Source organism: Dyella koreensis (assembly GCF_044904565.1).
Taxonomy (GTDB): Bacteria; Pseudomonadota; Gammaproteobacteria; order Xanthomonadales; family Rhodanobacteraceae; genus Dyella_D; species Dyella_D koreensis.
In genome coordinates, this window is the sequence record NZ_JADIKD010000012.1 from 33,584 (window position 1) to 51,295 (window position 17,712).

General features: G+C 64.0%; 14 protein-coding genes. 10 read left to right on the plus strand and 4 right to left on the minus strand.

Annotation, left to right across the window (positions count from 1 at the left end; translation table 11 throughout):
* The first annotated feature begins 527 nt into the window (after positions 1 to 527).
* From ISS97_RS15535 to ISS97_RS15580, 10 genes are all read left to right on the plus strand, one after another.
* Positions 528 to 863: a YerC/YecD family TrpR-related protein gene (locus tag ISS97_RS15535; protein ID WP_379983706.1), complete on the plus strand. Its 336-nt coding sequence runs from the start codon at positions 528 to 530 to the stop codon at positions 861 to 863.
* Positions 860 to 1,753, plus strand: a complete 894-nt coding sequence (gene hisG, locus ISS97_RS15540) for an ATP phosphoribosyltransferase (RefSeq protein ID WP_379983705.1) — start codon at positions 860 to 862, stop codon at positions 1,751 to 1,753. The genes ISS97_RS15535 and hisG overlap by 4 nt, the downstream gene beginning before the upstream one ends.
* The gene (gene hisD, locus ISS97_RS15545) at positions 1,750 to 3,057 is read left to right on the plus strand and encodes a histidinol dehydrogenase (RefSeq protein WP_379983704.1); all 1,308 of its coding nucleotides are present in this window, start codon (positions 1,750 to 1,752) and stop codon (positions 3,055 to 3,057) included. Before hisG ends, hisD begins: the two co-directional genes overlap by 4 nt.
* Complete coding sequence (gene hisC, locus ISS97_RS15550) at positions 3,054 to 4,115, plus strand: histidinol-phosphate transaminase (protein ID WP_379983703.1); 1,062 nt, start codon at positions 3,054 to 3,056, stop codon at positions 4,113 to 4,115. The genes hisD and hisC overlap by 4 nt, the downstream gene beginning before the upstream one ends.
* Positions 4,112 to 5,176 carry a bifunctional histidinol-phosphatase/imidazoleglycerol-phosphate dehydratase HisB gene (gene hisB / locus ISS97_RS15555; RefSeq protein ID WP_379983702.1) on the plus strand — a complete coding sequence of 355 codons (1,065 nt, stop codon included), beginning with the start codon at positions 4,112 to 4,114 and terminating at the stop codon, positions 5,174 to 5,176. Before hisC ends, hisB begins: the two co-directional genes overlap by 4 nt.
* Complete coding sequence (hisH, locus tag ISS97_RS15560; protein WP_379983701.1) at positions 5,176 to 5,766, plus strand: imidazole glycerol phosphate synthase subunit HisH; 591 nt, start codon at positions 5,176 to 5,178, stop codon at positions 5,764 to 5,766. Before hisB ends, hisH begins: the two co-directional genes overlap by 1 nt.
* Positions 5,763 to 6,491 carry a 1-(5-phosphoribosyl)-5-[(5-phosphoribosylamino)methylideneamino]imidazole-4-carboxamide isomerase gene (gene hisA / locus ISS97_RS15565; RefSeq protein ID WP_379983700.1) on the plus strand — a complete coding sequence of 243 codons (729 nt, stop codon included), beginning with the start codon at positions 5,763 to 5,765 and terminating at the stop codon, positions 6,489 to 6,491. Before hisH ends, hisA begins: the two co-directional genes overlap by 4 nt.
* Positions 6,485 to 7,255, plus strand: coding sequence for an imidazole glycerol phosphate synthase subunit HisF (hisF, locus tag ISS97_RS15570; protein ID WP_379983699.1), 771 nt, complete (start codon positions 6,485 to 6,487; stop codon positions 7,253 to 7,255). The genes hisA and hisF overlap by 7 nt, the downstream gene beginning before the upstream one ends.
* Positions 7,256 to 7,272: 17 nt before the next feature.
* Complete coding sequence (hisIE, locus tag ISS97_RS15575) at positions 7,273 to 7,902, plus strand: bifunctional phosphoribosyl-AMP cyclohydrolase/phosphoribosyl-ATP diphosphatase HisIE (protein WP_379983698.1); 630 nt, start codon at positions 7,273 to 7,275, stop codon at positions 7,900 to 7,902.
* A gap of 280 nt (positions 7,903 to 8,182) precedes the next feature.
* On the plus strand, positions 8,183 to 14,488 hold the full coding sequence (locus ISS97_RS15580; RefSeq protein WP_379983697.1) for an autotransporter outer membrane beta-barrel domain-containing protein: 6,306 nt from the start codon (positions 8,183 to 8,185) through the stop codon (positions 14,486 to 14,488).
* Between the two features lie 15 nt (positions 14,489 to 14,503).
* On the opposite strand, the gene ISS97_RS15585 is transcribed toward ISS97_RS15580, so the two are convergent.
* The 4 genes from ISS97_RS15585 to ISS97_RS15600 all read right to left on the minus strand — a co-directional run bounded on the left by ISS97_RS15585 (position 14,504) and on the right by ISS97_RS15600 (position 17,604).
* The gene (locus ISS97_RS15585; RefSeq protein ID WP_379983696.1) at positions 14,504 to 15,565 is read right to left on the minus strand and encodes a C13 family peptidase; all 1,062 of its coding nucleotides are present in this window, start codon (positions 15,563 to 15,565) and stop codon (positions 14,504 to 14,506) included.
* Positions 15,566 to 15,589: 24 nt separating this feature from the next.
* Positions 15,590 to 16,276, minus strand: coding sequence for an acireductone synthase (gene mtnC, locus ISS97_RS15590; protein WP_379983695.1), 687 nt, complete (start codon positions 16,274 to 16,276; stop codon positions 15,590 to 15,592).
* 114 nt (positions 16,277 to 16,390) lie between these two features.
* The gene (locus tag ISS97_RS15595; RefSeq protein ID WP_379983694.1) at positions 16,391 to 16,960 is read right to left on the minus strand and encodes a 1,2-dihydroxy-3-keto-5-methylthiopentene dioxygenase; all 570 of its coding nucleotides are present in this window, start codon (positions 16,958 to 16,960) and stop codon (positions 16,391 to 16,393) included.
* Positions 16,957 to 17,604, minus strand: coding sequence for a methylthioribulose 1-phosphate dehydratase (locus ISS97_RS15600; RefSeq protein ID WP_379983693.1), 648 nt, complete (start codon positions 17,602 to 17,604; stop codon positions 16,957 to 16,959). The genes ISS97_RS15595 and ISS97_RS15600 overlap by 4 nt, the downstream gene beginning before the upstream one ends.
* Between the last annotated feature and the right edge of the window lie 108 nt (positions 17,605 to 17,712).

Below are 17,712 nucleotides of genomic sequence, written 5' to 3' on the forward strand. Positions count from 1 at the left end.
GAATTGGCTCGCCTGCGGCGGGCTTTCGTCTCGCTGCCGCGAGCCGAGTTACTTTTCTTTGCTTGCCCAAAGAAAAGTAACCAAAAGAAAAGGCACCCCTCTTACGCGCCCTTCGGCTTCGCCTACGGGTCCGTGAGGGTTGGCCGGGCTTTTCGACAGGACATCCTTGTCCTGTCGAAAAGGCATCGGCATCCATGCCGATGCCCCCTTCGGGGCCTTTTCGTCCAACCCTCACCGCTCCACAGGGGGCCCGGTTACGGGCTCGCTTCGCATCGCCTAATGGAGCGGTTCTCCCTCTCCCCTCCGGGGAGAGGGTTGGGGTGAGGGGTGGGTGCTCGGGATAGCGCTGCTACGCAGTGCCGGTGCTTTGTGGGGCGGTATGTCTGCACGCGGCGGCGGGGCGCATCGCACTGATGCCCGTTCCATATCCCTGATTTTCCTTGCACTTTCGGCCGCCATTCCCAGGCTTGCGGCGCCGCATCATCGTCGGTATGATGCGATCCACTGTATTAACGCATTAGTACATTATGAAGCGTCGATCGTTGGATCCCGAGACCCCCGCCGAGTCCGCTGAGCTGAGTCTGTGTGAGGCTTTGCTGTCGTTGAAGAATGCGGATGAGATGAATGCTTTTCTGCATGACTTGTGCACGCCGGCGGAGCTGGAGGTGTTGGTGGATCGTTGGCGGGTGGTGCCGTATCTGCTGGATGAGGTGCCGTATCGCGAGATCCATGAGCGCACGGCGGTGAGTATCACCACCATCGGGCGGGTGGCGCGTTTTCTCAATCAGGGTAATGGCGGCTATCTGGCTGCCGCGGCCCGTGCAGCACGTCGTCGCGCGGCGGCGAAGAAGGCCAAGTCATGAAGACACGCGACCGCTTGCGCATCGCGATGCAGAAGTCCGGTCGGCTCACGGAGCCGGCGCTGGATCTGCTCAATCGCTGCGGGCTTAGCTTCCGACAGAGCCGCGACAAGCTGTTCTGCTTTGGCGAGGGCGAGCCGGTGGATCTGTTGCTGGTGCGCGATGACGACATCCCCGGGTTGATTGCGCAGGGGGTATGCGATCTGGGCATCGTCGGTCGCAATGTGCTCAGCGAGTATCAGTTGACTGATGGGCGCGAGGCGGAGCCGCTGGCCGAATGGCGGCCGCTGGGTTTCGGGCGTTGTCGTCTGTCGATCGCCGTGCCGCAGGAGATGGCCTATGAGGAAGTCGGGCAACTTGCCGGGCGCCGCATTGCCACCTCATATCCGGGCCTGCTGCGTGAGTGGTTGCGTACGAATGGTGTGGATGCGGGTGTAGTGACGCTGGCGGGATCGGTGGAGATCGCGCCGCGGCTGGGTACAGCCGACGCGATCTGCGATCTGGTGCAGAGCGGCGGCACGCTGGTCGCCAATCATCTGCGCGAAGCCGATGTCTTGCTGGAAAGTGAGGCTGTGTTGGCCGGGCCGCAGACGCTGCCGGTGGATGAGCGCGGCGACATGATCGAGTTGTTGCTCAAGCGTCTTGATGGGGTGATGCAGGTGCGCGAGTCGCGCTTGCTGCTGCTGCAGACCTCGCGCAGTGCGCTGGAAGCGGTGACCCGCCTGCTGCCGGGTGGTCCGCAGCCGACCTTGCTGCCAGTGGCGGGGCAACCGGACCAGTTGATGTTGCAGGCGCTGTGCGCTGGCGAAGTGAGTTGGCGGCAGTTGGAAGAGATCAAGAAAGCCGGTGCGCGCGAGATGTTCGTGCTGCCGGTGGAGAAGATGCTGGCATGAAGCGCCTGGACTGGAATCGATTGGATGCCGCCGCCCAGCGCGATGCGTTGGCGCGACCGGCGCAGTCACGTGCTGACGAGTTGCGTCGCGGCGTGGAGCAGATCATTGCGCAGGTGCGTGCGGATGGCGATGCGGCCCTGCGCGCGTTGAGCGCGAAGTACGACCGTTGCGTGATCGATGTGATCGAAGTGGATGAGGCCGAGTTTGCTGCGGCCGAAGCGGCATTGGCACCAGAGTTAAAGGCGGCCATCAAGGAAGCCGCGTCGCGCATCGATGCTTTCCATCGCGAAGCCGCGCCGCGGCCGGTCGCGGTGGACACCGCCAAGGGCGTGCGGGTGGAACGCATGCTGCGGCCGATCAGCAAGGTTGGCCTGTATGTGCCGGCGGGCAGCGCGCCGTTGCCGTCGACAGCGCTGATGCTGGGCGTGCCCGCGCGCATTGCTGGTTGCCGTGAAGTGGTGTTGTGCTCACCGGCACGGGCGGATGGTCGCTGCGACGAGGCCGTGCTGTACGCGGCACGTGTTACCGGCGTGCATAAGGTGTTCAAGCTGGGCGGCGCGCAGGCGATCGCGGCAATGGCCTATGGCACCGCCTCGGTACCTCGCTGCGACAAGCTGTTCGGTCCGGGCAACGCCTGGGTCACGGAAGCCAAGTTGCAGGTGTCGGGCGATCCCGAGGGCGCAGCGATCGATATGCCGGCTGGGCCGTCCGAGGTGCTGGTGATCGCCGACGCCGCGGCCAATCCCGCATTCGTGGCGGCGGATCTGCTGTCGCAGGCGGAGCACGGTCCGGACTCGCAGGTGATTCTGCTCAGTCCTTCGGCTGAGCTGCTCGACAAGGTCGCGAGTGAAGTGGATCGCCAGTGCGCCGAGTTGCCGCGTGCGTCGATTGCCGTGCAGGCACTGGCACAGAGCCGGTTGATTTTGGTCGATTCACTGGCGCAGGCCGTGGCGGTAAGCAATCGCTATGCGCCGGAGCATCTGATCCTTCAGGTGGCGGAGCCGCGCGCGTTGCTCGATGGTGTCGACAGTGCCGGCTCGATCTTCCTAGGTGCGTGGACGCCGGAATCCGTGGGCGATTATTGCAGTGGCAGCAACCACGTATTGCCGACCTACGGCTACGCCCGCAGCTACAGCGGCGTATCGGTGGCGAGCTTCCAGAAGCAGATCACCGTGCAGGAGGTGAGCGCCGAGGGCCTGCGCGAGATCGGTCCATGCACGGCGACACTGGCCGCGGCGGAACAGTTGGAAGCGCATCGGCGTGCCGTAACGCTGCGCCTTGCCGCACTGGAGGGCAGGGCATGAGCGTTCTCGATCTGGCGCGCCCGGAAATCCGTGCCATGCAACCGTATTCTTCCGCGCGCATGGAGGCGAGCGGCGGACGAATTCTGCTCAATGCCAATGAGTCGGCATGGGCGCCGGTGGGTGACGCGGGCCAGGGCTGTAACCGCTATCCCGATCCACAGCCTGCGGCGTTGATCGATGCGCTGGCCGAACTTTATGGCGTGCACCATGACCAGCTACTGGTCGGGCGCGGCAGTGACGAGGCGATCGATCTTCTGGTGCGAGCCTTCTGCCGCGCCGGACAGGATGCCATCGCCATCCAGCCGCCGACGTTCGGCATGTATGCGGTGTGCGCGCGCATCCAGAACGCCGGCGTGATCGAAGTGCCGCTGTCGTCGAGTTTCACGCTGGACGTCGATGCCGTCCTGGCAGCGATCACGCCGGCTGTGAAGCTGGTCTTTGTCTGCACACCGAACAATCCGACCGGGCAGCCGATTCCCCACGGGGATATCGAGCATCTCGCCCAGGCGTTGCGTGGCCGCGCGTTGCTGGTGGTGGATGAGGCCTATCTGGAATTCGCTGACGCCGATAGCGTGGCGGGCCTGATCGATCGCTACGACAATCTCGCCGTACTGCGCACCTTGTCGAAGGCATGGGCGTTGGCCGGCGCGCGTATCGGCAGCCTGCTGGCGAACTCGGAAGTGATCGCCTTGCTGCGCCGGATCATGCCGCCGTATCCACTGCCTTTGCCATGTGTCGCGGCAGCGCTTGAGGGCTTGTCGGCGCAGGGGCGGGCGAGCGCCTTCGAACATATCCGCGTGGTGCGCGCCGAGCGCTCACGCATGGCGAGTGCTTTGGCGACGCTGCCAGGCGTGCGGGAAGTGCTGCCGTCCCAGGCGAACTTCCTGGCGGTGCGCTTTGACGATGCAGGCGGCGTATATCAGCGCTTGTTGGCTGAGGGCATCGTGGTGCGCGACGTGCGGCGCTATCCGAACCTGGGCGATGCCTTGCGCATCACCATCGGCACGCCGGAGGAAAATGCCCGGGTACTGACAGTTTTGCAGGGAGCGATGGCATGAGCCGCAAAGTCCTTTTTGTCGACCGCGATGGCTGCCTGATCGAGGAGCCGGCGGACGAGCAGATCGATAGCTACGAGAAGCTGGCCCTGCTGCCGGGCGTGATCGCTTCGCTGCAACGCTGTGTGGCGGCGGGTTATGAGCTGGTGATGGTGACCAATCAGGACGGCCTCGGCACCGAGCGCTTTCCCGAGCCTCACTTCACCGGACCGCATGAATTGCTGATGCGCATCCTGGCTTCGCAGGGCATCCGTTTTCGCGAAGTGCTGATCGATCGCAGCTTTCCGCACGAGGGGCTGGATACGCGCAAGCCAGGCGTGGGCATGCTGCGCCATTATTTGGCGGACGACAGCTGGAGCCGCGCCGCTTCGGCCATGGTGGGCGATCGCGAGACCGACCTGCAGTTCGCCGCCAATATGGGGGTGCGCGGTTTCCGTGTCGGCCCGCAGGGCATCGCGTGGGATGAGATCGCCCACCAGTTGCTCGATGCACCGCGCACGGCCACGGTGGTACGCAACACCAAGGAAACCCGCATCACCGTCAGCGTGGATCTGGACCGCGTGGCCGAACCGCAAGCGCACACCGGGCTAGGCTTCTTCGATCACATGCTGGAGCAGATCGGCAAGCACGGCGGTTTCGCGCTGGAGCTGCATTGCGACGGCGATACCCATATTGACGAACACCACACCATCGAGGATTGCGCGCTCGCATTGGGTCAGGCCTTGCGCCAGGCGCTGGGCGACAAGCGCGGCATCGGCCGCTACGGTTTCACGCTGCCGATGGATGAGTCGCAGGCCAGCGCTGCGCTGGATCTGTCGGGCCGTCCGTACTTCGTGTTCGAAGGCAGCTTTCCGCGTGAACGTGTCGGCGAAGTGCCGACCGAACTGGTACCGCATTTCTTCCGCTCGCTGTGCGAGACGCTGGGCGCGAATCTGCACCTGAGCGTGCGCGGGGAGAATGCGCATCACATGGTCGAGGCGTGCTTCAAGGTGGTGGCGCGCACGCTGCGCCAGGCGATCCGGCGCGAAGGCAGCGAGCTACCGAGTACCAAGGGGGCGCTGTAATGGCCGTGGTCCTGGTCGATGCCGGTGGTACCAATATCGGCTCCGTGCGCTATGCCCTGCAGCGGCTCGGTGTGGACGCCGCGCTGACGTCGGATGCGCAGACCATCCGCAACGCCGACAAAGTCATTCTTCCGGGCGTTGGCGCGGCAGCTCCGGGCATGGCGCGCTTGCATGAGCTGGGGCTGGTCGAGTTAATGCGTTCGCTGACCCAGCCGGTGCTCGGCGTGTGCCTGGGGATGCAGCTGCTATGCGAGCGTTCGGAAGAGAGCGACACCACGTGCCTGGGTTTGATTCCCGCCACGGTGCATCGATTTGTCGAAGCCCCTGGATTGCGCGTGCCGCACATGGGCTGGAACCGCTTGAAGGCGACTGCTTCGCATCCGCTGTTGAAGGGACTGGATGAGCACAGCTGGGCGTACTTTGTGCACAGTTATGCGGTGCCGGTTGGCAATTACAGTCTTGCCGTCGCCGACTACGGCGGCGAGTTCTCCACGGTGATTGCCCGCGGCAATTTCCATGGCATGCAGTTTCATCCCGAGCGTTCGGCTGCGGTCGGCGCGACCTTGCTGAAGAATTTCCTGGAACTATGAGCTTCACCATCATTCCCGCCATCGACCTGCGTGCCGGACGCGTGGTGCGTCTGCGCCAGGGCGATTACGACCAGCAGACCACCTATGACTTCGATCCGCAGACCCTGGCCCGCCGCTATGCGGATGCAGGGGCCGAGTGGCTGCATGTCGTCGATCTGGATGGCGCACGCTCCGGCACGCTGGACAACCTGCAAGTGATCGAAGCGATCGCGCGTACCGGCATGCAAGTGCAGGCCGGTGGCGGTGTGCGCGGCGAGGACGATCTGCGTCGCCTGTTCGATGCCGGCGTCAACCGCGCGGTGCTGGGCAGTGTGGCGATCCGCGAGCCGGCTCAGGTCGGCACGTGGCTGGGCAAGTACGGCAGCGCGCGCTTGACCATTGCGCTGGATACGCGCCGCATCGATGGCCGCTGGGCGCTGCCGAGCGCAGGGTGGACGGAAGTGGAGGCGCGCTCGCTCGACGAACTGGCGCCCTGGTACGCCACGCGCGGCGCACGCCATCTGTTGTGCACCGATATCGATCGCGACGGCATGCTGGCCGGCTTCAATCTCGATCTGTATCGCCACCTTGCGGCCACGGCACCGGCGCTTGAAGTGCAGGCATCCGGTGGCGTGCGCTCGCTGGATGATATCCGCGACGCCCGTACGGCCGGCGCGTGGGGCGTGATTCTTGGACGGGCCTTGCTCGAAGGCCGCTTTACCATCGAGGACGCCCTGACATGTTGAGCCGTCGCATCATTCCCTGCCTGGACGTGCGCGACGGCAAGGTAGTCAAGGGCGTGCGTTTTCGCGATCACGTGGTGATGGGTGAGATTGTCGAACTGGCCATGCGCTATCGCGACGAGGGCGCTGACGAGCTGGTGTTCTACGACATCACCGCCAGCCCGGAAGGGCGCAGTGTGGATCGCGGCTGGGTGGAGCGCGTGGCCCGGGTGATCGATATTCCGTTCTGTGTGGCCGGTGGTATCCGCAGCGTCGATGAAGCCCGCGAGGTGCTGCATGCGGGGGCCGACAAGATTTCGGTGAACTCACCCGCGCTGGAACGCCCGGCGCTGATCGGCGAACTGGCCGATGCCTTCGGCGTGCAGTGCGTGGTGGTCGGCATCGACAGCCTGCGCGATGCGGACGGCGAATGGCGCGTGCGCCAATACACCGGCGACCCATCCAAGACACAGGCATTGGCGCGGCGCACGCTGGACTGGATGGTCGAGGCGCAGCAGCGTGGCGCCGGCGAGATCGTGCTCAATTGCATGGGCAGCGATGGGGTGCGTCAGGGTTACGACCTGGAGCAGCTCGGCGTCGCGCGTGCACTTTGCACAGTGCCGCTGATCGCTTCCGGCGGTGCGGGAGCGCCAGAACATTTCCACGATGCTTTTGTGCAGGCTGATGTGGATGGTGCGCTGGCGGCGAGCGTGTTTCACGGCGGCGCGATCGCCATTCCCGAGCTCAAGCGCTACCTGCGCGAGCAAGGTGTCGAGATCCGTCTTTGAGTGTCGAGGCTTCTTCCATGACTGATATCAACACCGATCTTTCCCGTCTCGACTGGCGCAAGGGCGATGGCCTGTTGCCGGCCGTCGTGCAGCACTGGCGCAGCGGTGAAGTGCTGATGCTCGGTTACATGAATGCCGAAGCGCTGGAGACAACGCGGCGCGAAGGCAAGGTCACTTTCTATAGCCGCAGCAAGCAGCGTCTGTGGACCAAGGGCGAGAGCTCCGGTCATGTGCTGGCCATGAAGTCGATCCGCATCGATTGCGACGCGGATACCTTGCTGATCCAGGCTGAGCCGCAAGGGCCGACCTGTCATCTGGGCACATCGAGCTGCTTCGGCGAGAGTGCTGTAGTGAGTCCGCCGCTCGGGTTCATCGCCGAGCTGGATGCTCTGGTCGAACAGCGTTATGTCGAGCGGCCCGATGGCAGCTACACCACGCGTTTGTTCGAGGGCGGCATCCGTCGGATCGCGCAGAAAGTAGGTGAAGAAGGTGTGGAGACAGCGCTGGCGGCCGTTGCTCAAGGTGACGAGGAGTTGCTGGGTGAAGCGGCTGATCTGGTCTTCCATCTCACGGTCGCGCTGCGCGCACGCGGGCTCGGATTGACTGATGTGGCTCGCTTGCTGGCCGAGCGTCACGCGCAACGCTGATGCTTTATCGCACGGTCTTTCGCAGGCCGTGCATGTCATGTCTTTGTTTCTAAAGCCTTGCGTAAGACGCTGGCGACGCTATTATCCGTTCCCGTCCGTATGGGTTCTTTCTAGTTAGAAATTTCCTAGCGGGCTTCAGTCGTCCGGGAGAGGGCGGCCATCCGACAGGGGGCACAAGCAGAACGACTTGTCGTCCGGATGCGTATCGATGTGATTGCAGGGCTCATCTGAGTGCTTGGCCGGTGACCATGAGGGCATCGGTACGTCGACGGGAACGGACATGAATACAATTTATCGTTTGGTGTGGAGCACCGCGCAGGGTGCCTGGGTGGTCGCGTCGGAGCTGGCCCAGGTACGCAGGGGCAATCGGCGCGGCGGGTCGGGGACCAACACACTGAGAGTGGCGGCGCTGACCCTTGCGCTGTCGCTGGCCGGTATTGGACCGGTGCTGGCCCAGAGCGTGACGCTCGGCGTCTACGACCCCCAGATCAACGACAACAAAGTCGGCCAGCAGATCGTCGGCGCCGGCAACACCATGACCATCTCCGGTCCCCAGCAATTTCTTGCTGGCGACAGCGGCGCGCGCAGCACTACGCTGGGTGCATTGAACACTGCTGGAAAGATCGTCAGCGGTTCGCAGTGGATTGGCGCGGGGCGGCTCAATCCCGGCACCATCAATTTCGGCGTCACTGTGCCCGACCCGATTACCGGCGGCACGCGCGTGGTATCGACCTATGCGACCGCCAATCTGGTGCCGCTGACACCGGTCGACATGAATACGTCGGTGCCTGACGAGGTGAACGTCAACGGTGCGCAGTACATCGACGCACGCGTCGGCACGGTGACTTCGGCCGGCGGCACGCTCAACGTCAATGTCGGCACGGCCGGTGCGGCTTCGACGGCGAGCACCAATGGCTGGACCATGGCGGCCAAGCAGTCCTCGCTGTTCTATGCGGACGGTAGCGCGGGTGTCGCCAGCAACATCAATTGGCAGTCCAACAACCGCATCACCTTTATCGGTGACGTCGCCGCGCCCAATCAGCCGCAAAACTACCAAGTCACTTATGTCTCAAGTTACGGCGGTACCTTCACCGTCACTACACTCGATGGTGTGGCCAATACAAAGGCGGTGAACAACGACAGCGACCTGCGCACCTACAACGACTGGCTGATCAGCCAGATCCGCGCGGGCAACCTGGATCCGGCGCAGTACACCAACGAGTTCAACAAGGCCTATGCGTCGTCGACGCAGAACGTCGGCTACAACATCTCCGCCAACAATCCCGCGGATGAGATCGCGCAGCCGATCGGCCTGCGCGTGGTGATGCATACGATTGGCAACAACGGCAGAGCCACCGTCAACAGCGGGGCCAAGCTGGAGGTGGTGAACTCGAACGGCGGCGCGATGCGCGCGGAGAGCGGTGGCACGCTGACCAACAACGGCACGCTGGCGACCACCCACACTTCGGGTGATGGCACGGCCATGTTCATGACCGGCAGCAGTTCGGGTACCAACAACGGCGTCATCAACGGCAATTTCTTCCTCAATACCAACGGCAGCACGGTCGACGGGGCTTACGGTTCCAATGTGGTCGATCTGGCCGCCGCCAGCGCCTTCACCAACAACGGCATCATCAACCTGGCTACCGGTGCGACCAATGGTGCGGGTGCGTCGGCAGGTATCCGGCTGAATGGCAATAGCAACGCCAACAACACCGGCATCATCAATGTCGGCGTGACCGGCTCGAAGTCCAATGGCTCGATGACGGGCGTGCTGCTTGCCGATGGCACCGGCCAGTTCACCAATACCTCCACAGGCACCATCTATATCGGTCGTGGGCCACAGACCAGCGCAGGCACCACGCCTGCCGATGTGGCGGTGAACCAGGGCACGCTCACTGCCGGCATCACCGTCAACGGTAATGCCACGGCGAACAACCAGGGCACCATCACCATCGGCAGCAGGACGCAGAATGCCGCAGGCATCGTGGTGAGCAATGCGCCCAATGCCACGGTGAACAACACCGGCACGATCAATATCAACGGCAAGGCGGCAACGGTGCCGCGCGAAAACGACGGCATCCTGGTGACCAACTCGGGCGCCGGCGGCGGCATCAGCAATGCGGGCACGATCAATCTCAACGGCGTCAACGGCGTCGGCATCAAGGTGCTGAGCACTAACGCCAGTGCTTCGACGGTCAGCTCCAGTGGCACCATCAATGTGGCCGGTGGCGCCGACCCGGGTAGCGGCACGCGCAACTTCGGCGTGTGGGTGGAAGGACAGGCCTCGGGCACGGCGACGGCGAATGTCAGCGGCCCGGTGAATCTGCTGGGTGATGGTGCTATCGGTATCCACGCGCGCGGCCGCGCAACGGTGGACGTGCTGGCGGGTGCCGAGCCGACCTTCGCCAACGGCACCAGGCAGATCGCGTTCTTCGCCTACGGTACCAACGCCAAGATCAATGTCGCGAGCGATACGCTCAACGTAACGACGACGGGATCCACCCTGTTCCGCATGGAGAATGGCGCGGGCTTCGATGGCACCGGATTGAATCTGACTGCCTCCGGCGCGAATTCAGTGGCGGTGCTGGGTACCGGCGCGCCTTCCGTGGTCAATACGAAGAACGCGCAGATCCAGGTGACCGGCAGCGGTGCCACGGGCGTAGTGATCGAGGGCGGCGCGGTGGGCACGATCGACGCCGCGACGACCATGCATCTCTCGGGTGTCGGGGCGGTGGCGGGCATAGTCGACGGCCAGAAGCACAGCCTGACCGGCGCGAACACCGGCTCGCCGGTGAGCACGACATCGCTCACCACGGCCGCCACGTTGACTGAAAGCCAGACCGCGCTGACCGGCTATATCGCGCGCAACAGCGCCAAGCTGACCAACACCGGGCACATTACGTTCTCCGGTGCGCATTCCACCGGCATCCGCGTGGAGTCGGGCGCGACCGCGACCAACAGCGGCAACATCACCGTGCAGGATGGCGGCACCGGCATTCTGGTCGATGGCAGCATCGGCAACAGTACGACCACTGCGAATACCACGGGCATTGTCACGGCGAATGGCGGCAGTGTTGCCGACCGTACACGCGGCGTGATTGCCACCGGTAGCAAGGCAGTGATGAACCTGCAAAACGGCTCGCAGGTGCAATTGAACGGCGTGGGAGCCATCGGTGCCGAGGCGGTCAACGGAGGTACGGTGAATGTCGCGGCCAGCGCGCTGCCGGTCTTCGCCAACACTGATCAGATTGCGTTCCATGCACTGGGCGCAGGCGCGCAGATCATCAGCGCGGCCAGCGCGGTCGATGCCAGCACGGCCAATTCCACTATCTACCGTATCGACGATGGCGCCACGCTCGCGCTCAGCGGCACGCCGGTATTGACCTCATCGGGCGCCGGCGCGCGCGGGATCACCGGTTCGGGCACCGGCACGCAGGTGACCACGGGCGCGACGACATTCAATGTCAGCGGCGCCGGTGCGTCCGGTCTTGAGGTGGATGGTGGTGCCACCGGTACGCTCAGCGCCGCTTCGACGGTGAATCTCAGCGGCATCGGCAGCATCGGCGGCATCGTGGACGGGCAGAAGACCGATATCTCCGGTGTCGCGGTAGGTTCGCCGGTCGCCACCACGCTGACCAATAACGGCGCCGTCAACGGTACCGGAGCCAATGCCGTTGGGTTTATCGCGAGGAACCAGGGCAGCTTGGTGAATGCCGGCGCGGTCAACATGACGGGCAGCGGCAATACCGGTGTGTGGTTGCAGAGTGGCGGCACGCTGACCAACAGCAACAGCATCCATGTGGCGAACGGCACCGGCGTGCGCGTCGAAGGCGCGCAGTCAAAGATCGCGGGCCTGGGCACGGTGACGGTGGACAACGGTGTGGCCGGCATCCAGTTGCTCAATGGGGCGCAGACGTCGATCGACGGGCAGGGCGGCAGTGTCGTCACCCACGGCACGGCGCACGGCATTCTGCTGGATACGGGCGCGTCGTCGCTGACGGCCACCCATGCCACCATCACCACCGACGGCACCGGCAACGGCATCGAGAATGCAGCGGAAATCGGCACGGTCTCGTTGAACAACCTCACGATCAATACGGGCAACGGTGCGGGCATTCGTACCGCCACGGCCTTTGATCCGGCTTCGACGGTGACGATGAATGTCGCCGGTTCGGGTACAGGCTTCGCCTTCCGCAATGCGGATGGTTCAACGGCCAGCAGCGCGCTGAATCTGAGTCAGAACTATGTGGTGAACGCCAATGGTGCCGGTGCCACCGGTATCCAGGCACTCACGTCGGGTGCGGTCACGACGGCGGCGACTGTCAATGTCACCAACGCGGCCGGCGGTTCGGCGCTGGTTGCGGGCACGGCGTCCACTACGACGAATACCGGCAAGCTGGTCTCGGCCAGCACGGTGTCGCCGGTGGTGGATCTGTCCAACGGCACCGGCACGAGTTTCACCAATACCGGCACGATCCAGGCCAGCAGCGCCACGGGTCAGGCCATTCGCGGCAGTGCCGGCAGCGACACGATTTCGCTAACGGGCGGATCGGTGCAAGGCGACATCGCCACCGGCAACGGCAGCGATAATTTCAGTTGGACGGCCGGCACGCTCAACGGCAGCCTGAGCATGGGCAGCGGCCCGAACAACCAGGCGTTGGTGAAGGGTGTGGATCTCTCCTCTACCTATCACCTGACCAGCGGCGTCGGTAGTGGCAATACGCTCAACCTGGACACCATCACCTATCGGGGCGGCTCCTTTGCTGCGGACGATCTCAGCAAGGGTGTCAATCTGGGCAGCGGCTGGAACACGATCAACTTCACCAAGACCGCATTCACGCTGACCGACAACCTCAGGCTCGCTCACAGCGACGTCACTATCGACTCGGCTTCAACGCTGTTTGCCGGCGACAATGTGCATCCGGTGATTTCCGACCCGACGCCTGGCGGCGTGCGTGTCACCAACGCCGGCACGATCGACCTGACCAATGGTGCAGGTTCGCCGGGCAACAGCCTGACCATCGACGGCGATTACATTTCGCAGGCCGGCAAGATCAACCTGATCACCACGCTCAATCTCGGCAGTGCCCTGAGCAACCAATTCACGGATCGCTTGCTGGTGCAGGGCAATGTCACCGTGCCCGGTGGTGCGACGGTGTTGAACATCACGCCATCGGCGGCGAGCACGGGCGCGTTGACCGATTTCAATCACAACAGCGCGGTGGATGCGAACGAAGGCATTTCGGTGGTGCAGGTGGCGGGCAGTTCCACGCCCGACGCGTTCCGTCTGGTGGGTGGTTACCTTGCCGCGGGTCCCTGGCAGTACGGGTTGTATGCTTTCGAGCCGGGATCGAGTTCGGCGACGCAGCGCGTGGTAGCCGGCTCGGGCAACCAGTTCTGGGATTATCGTCTGGCGAACATCTACGTCTGCGAGACGGATTGCGTGCCGCCGACCAAGGCCAATCCGCCGCCGACACCGCCGCCGGGCGATCCCGCGCCGGCGCCGCTGCCACCCGCCACGGTGACACCGCCGCCGGCTGTCACGGAAGCGCCGAACGACGGCTGCGTGGTCAATGGCATCGACAAGTGTGCGCCGGGCCGTCCGGCAGTGACGCCACAGGTTCCCTCGTATATCTCCGCTCCGGGTGCGCTGGCCGCCTACGGGTTCCGCGTGCTCGACAACTTGCACAAGCGCCTGGGCGAGATCCGCCACGAAACCGAACTGGATGATGGCCAGGGTGGTGAGGCATTCGCGCGCTACATCGGCGGCGACTACACCTACAAGACCAACCTGCGCTTCAACGAGTTCGGCTACGACTACGACCAGCACGTGAGTGCGCTGCAGGTGGGCGCCAACATCTTCAATATCGATTCCGAGAAGTCGGCGATGCGTGCCGGCGTGGCGTTCACGCATGGGCGCACGCGGGTGGAGCCCAAGGCGGCGGATGGCGACAGCCGCACCAAGTTCTATAGCAACAGCATTGCCATGTACCTGACCTGGCAGCACGTCAACGGCTTCTATGTCGATGGTGTGGTGTCGGGCGAACGCCATCAGGGCGATGTGAGCATCGCGCGCATGCAGGATGTGGGGCATCTGCGCGCGGCCGGCTGGACGGCATCGGTGGAAACCGGCTATCCGTGGCGCTTCGACAACGGCTATACGTTGGAGCCGCAACTGCAACTTGCGCGCCTGCACGAGCGTATCGACACGCTGGTCGACCGTGACGGCACTCGCGTGAACTACAACGACTACGACCAGACCATCGGTCGCCTGGGCGTACGTTTGACCCGCACCTGGGATCGCGGCAACGGCCAGTTCGGCACGCCGTATGTGCGCCTCAACTACATCAAGGGCTGGGGCGGTCGCGCACGGGTCAACGTGGGTGACGACACCGCGTCGTCGATCGACCAGACCTTTATCGGCGGTGCCTACGGCCAGGCTGTGGAACTTGGCCTGGGCGGGACCTATTCGCTGCGCAAGCAGCTGTCGTTCTACGGCGAGGCCGACTATCAGAAAGAGATAGGCAGCGGCGGCACGCGCGGCTGGAGCTTCAACGTTGGCGCGCGCTGGGACTTCCAGTAAAGCATAGCCTGCCGGTCAGCGATGACCGGCAGGCGCAGGCTTCAGATGGCCGGCCGGATGCGGTGGCTGGAACGCCACCGCGGGACCCGGTGTGATGTTCTTGCGCCACAAGGCGAGCTGATCGGCAATGCCGTTGCCGATATCGATCTGCGGTTCGGAAGGCGTGAGTTCGTCCTTCTTTTCCCATTGGCTGATTTCGCCGCTGGCTTGCTTGAAGGCGTCGATGAAATCGGGCGTGCGATTGAGCGCGTCGACCAGCCAGGCGCGGCCGAAGTAAGTGATGTCCGAATCGCTGCCGCAGCCGAACGAGCTGCGGTCGGTGCGCGCGGCAGTGAGCACGAGGGTGCCGGCGCTGCGCAGATTGGGCACGAAGCCGCCGGAATAGCAGGCGTTGACCACCACCACTTTCCACTTGAAATGGTGCTTATTGAGTATGTCGGCCAGATCTGGCGCGCCGATCTGGTCCAGCGGTAATGGATCTAGGTCCACCAATAGGCTGTGGTCCGGGCCGCCGTGGGTGGTGAGGTAGAGCATCAGGATGTCTTCGTCCGGCTTCATTACACTAGCCAAGGCGTCGAGACTGCTTTCCAGATTGCTCCAGGTCGCCAGCGGATGTTGCTCCAGCGTATCCGGATTATTGGCCAGCACCAGCGGATGCACGGTGGCGCCGAAGCGGCTGGCGAAGAGTGTGGCGCTGTATTCGGCTTCGTTGCGGAACACATCCTCGCCACCGTCGCCAGCGAACGAGACCAGGTAGAGATTGGGCTTGCCTGGGACGCGAGGCGTCAACTTCGCCAGCGTCTCGCGTAGCAGACGCGGCTGGGAGTAGACCACCTGTTCTGGTGTGGGGCCCTGTGCCGGCCAGTTGTCGAGCGTGCTATCGCCTGGCTTGTCGCTGCCGGCCTTGTCATCGTCCGCCTCCTCGCTGCTGCCTGACTCAGCCGGATCCGCTTGTGCGGTCGTGGCCGATGCCGCCAGAGGGTGGGTGGTTGGCGACAGCGGCGCGCGATGCGACAGCACAAGCATCAGCAGCACGCCGGCGGCGAAGGCGAGCAGGGCGGTGAAGGTGATACGCATGATGGGCTCGCGCGCGGACGTGTATCAGAGAGTGATGGCGTCGAAATCCGTATACGCCGGATGGTGCGGCTCGGCCGGGATGCTCAGCGGCGGGCGCAGCAGCCAGGCCGTGCGGAAGCCGGCGGCTTTGGCGGCATCGAGCTCTTCAGGGATGTCGGATAGGAACAGCAGATGCTGCGGCAGCTCGCCAATGGCTTCGGCGATCTTTTCGTAGGAGGCTTGCTCGCGCTTGGGGCCGGTTTCGGTGTCGAAATAGCCGGCGAACAGCGGGGTCAGGTCGCCTGCTTCGCAGTATTGGAAGAACAGTTTCTGCGACGGCACCGAGCCCGAGGAATACACGTACAGGTGCAGCCCCTCGCCACGCCAGGCATGCAGGCGCGCGGCGACTTCGGGATAGACGTGGGCGCGGTAGTCGCCGGCTTCGTAGCCTTCCTTCCAGATCATGCCCTGCAGGGCCTTCAGCGCGGTGGACTTGCGGTCCTCGTCGATCCAGCGCAACAGCAGTTCGATGATCTCCTGGCGGCTGGCCTCGACCAGGCCGGCTTCCTTCGCCGCTTCATGCAGCCAGTGCTGCACTTCAGGCCGGTCGACGTGGGTTTCCACGAAGGCTGGCAGGCGCTTGCGGGCGTAGGGGAACAGCACGTCCTTGACGAAGCTGATCGAGCTGGTGGTGCCTTCGATATCGGTGACGATGGCGCGGATGACGGTCATGCGGGTACCCGTAATGCAGGGGCACCAAGCTTACCCGTGGTGCGCACGGGCGCCTACCGGATTTCCATCTTGCGGCGAGGTTTCCCCGGGCTGGTTCACATCCCGGGAAATGGGTCAGGCGGCGGCCGTGGCCGAGGTGTGCGGGGTCATGCGGGGGAAATGCTGGGCGATGTCTTCGCCAGTGAAATTGGCGACCCAGCCGTCCTTGTTGGTGAACAGGCGAATGGCCACGAAGTACGGGGCCTCGCTCATATCGAACCAATGGCGGGTGCCGTCCGGCACACCGATCAGGTCACCTTGTTCGCACAGCACGTCGTAGACCTTGCCATCGATGTGCAGGGTGAACTGGCCGGCGCCGGCGACGAAGAAACGCACTTCGTCCTCGCTGTGGGTGTGCTCGCTGAGGAACTTCTGGCGTAGGGTGGCGCGTTCCGGGTGATCCGGCTTGAGGCTGATCACGTCGACGGCCTGGTAACCCTCTTCGGTCATCAGGCGATCGATGTCGCTGCGGTACGCCGCGATGACTTCGTCCTGGCTGGCGCCGGGCGCGACGGGTTGGCTGGCATCCCATTGCTCGAAGCGCACGCCGACCTTTTTCAGCTCGGCGGCGATCGCGGTGTGGTCGGTGTGCGTGGCCAGCGGAGCCTGTGGCTGCTGGTCGTCGAAAATGCGCAGACGGCTCATGCGGACAATCTCCTCAGATCGAGTTCGCAACCCAGCAGGAATTCCAGGGCTTCCAGATGGCGGCGGGTCTCGGCCATGTCGCGGCCCCAGGTATAGATGCCGTGGCCGTTGATCAGATAAGCGTGCAGCGGTTTGCCCGAATCCAGCCAGGCGTCGACCTGGGCAACCAGTTCCGGCATGTGCTGGGTGTTGGGGAATACCGGGATAACCATCTCGGCATCGTGCGTGGTCTGGCCGGCGATAGCCTTCTGCAGTTCCCAGCCTTCGAGGCGTATCACGTCTTCTTTGGCGAACAGGCGCGAGGCCACACTCTGGGTACGCGAATGGGTGTGCAGCACCACATTCATCTCGGGATAACGGCGATAGATCTGCGTGTGCAGATCGGTCTCCGCGCTCGGGCGTGCATCGGTGCCGACGGCCTTGCCATGCATATCGATCAGCATGATGTCGTTGCGGCCCAGCTTGCCCTTGTCGCGGCCGGAGATGGTGATGGCGGCGTGCTCCGCATCGAGACGCATGGAGAAATTGCTGCTGGTCGCGGGCGTCCAGCCGGCCGCGGCGAGTTCGCGTGCGGCATCGGCGATCGCGTCGGCGCGCTCGGCGAACAGGGCAGGGGAAATCGTGGCGGGAAGGACCTGGCTCATGCGGAATGGACGTCCAAATGGAGCGTGACTATAGCATGCGGCCCCAGCGCGGCTTTTCTCGAATGCGAGCCATTCTCGCAAGTCAGGATGAATTTCGCTGGGAGGGTT

Bases quoted from the DNA above. Each gene is read 5' to 3' on its own strand.
- ISS97_RS15535 (WP_379983706.1), top strand. From the start codon at position 528: ATGAAGCGTCGATCGTTGGATCCCGAGACCCCCGCCGAGTCCGCTGAG.
- hisG (WP_379983705.1), top strand. From the start codon at position 860: ATGAAGACACGCGACCGCTTGCGCATCGCGATGCAGAAGTCCGGTCGG.
- hisD (WP_379983704.1), top strand. From the start codon at position 1,750: ATGAAGCGCCTGGACTGGAATCGATTGGATGCCGCCGCCCAGCGCGAT.
- hisC (WP_379983703.1), top strand. From the start codon at position 3,054: ATGAGCGTTCTCGATCTGGCGCGCCCGGAAATCCGTGCCATGCAACCG.
- hisB (WP_379983702.1), top strand. From the start codon at position 4,112: ATGAGCCGCAAAGTCCTTTTTGTCGACCGCGATGGCTGCCTGATCGAG.
- hisH (WP_379983701.1), top strand. From the start codon at position 5,176: ATGGCCGTGGTCCTGGTCGATGCCGGTGGTACCAATATCGGCTCCGTG.
- hisA (WP_379983700.1), top strand. From the start codon at position 5,763: ATGAGCTTCACCATCATTCCCGCCATCGACCTGCGTGCCGGACGCGTG.
- hisF (WP_379983699.1), top strand. From the start codon at position 6,485: ATGTTGAGCCGTCGCATCATTCCCTGCCTGGACGTGCGCGACGGCAAG.
- hisIE (WP_379983698.1), top strand. From the start codon at position 7,273: ATGACTGATATCAACACCGATCTTTCCCGTCTCGACTGGCGCAAGGGC.
- ISS97_RS15580 (WP_379983697.1), top strand. From the start codon at position 8,183: ATGAATACAATTTATCGTTTGGTGTGGAGCACCGCGCAGGGTGCCTGG.
- ISS97_RS15585 (WP_379983696.1), bottom strand. From the start codon at position 15,565: ATGCGTATCACCTTCACCGCCCTGCTCGCCTTCGCCGCCGGCGTGCTG.
- mtnC (WP_379983695.1), bottom strand. From the start codon at position 16,276: ATGACCGTCATCCGCGCCATCGTCACCGATATCGAAGGCACCACCAGC.
- ISS97_RS15595 (WP_379983694.1), bottom strand. From the start codon at position 16,960: ATGAGCCGTCTGCGCATTTTCGACGACCAGCAGCCACAGGCTCCGCTG.
- ISS97_RS15600 (WP_379983693.1), bottom strand. From the start codon at position 17,604: ATGAGCCAGGTCCTTCCCGCCACGATTTCCCCTGCCCTGTTCGCCGAG.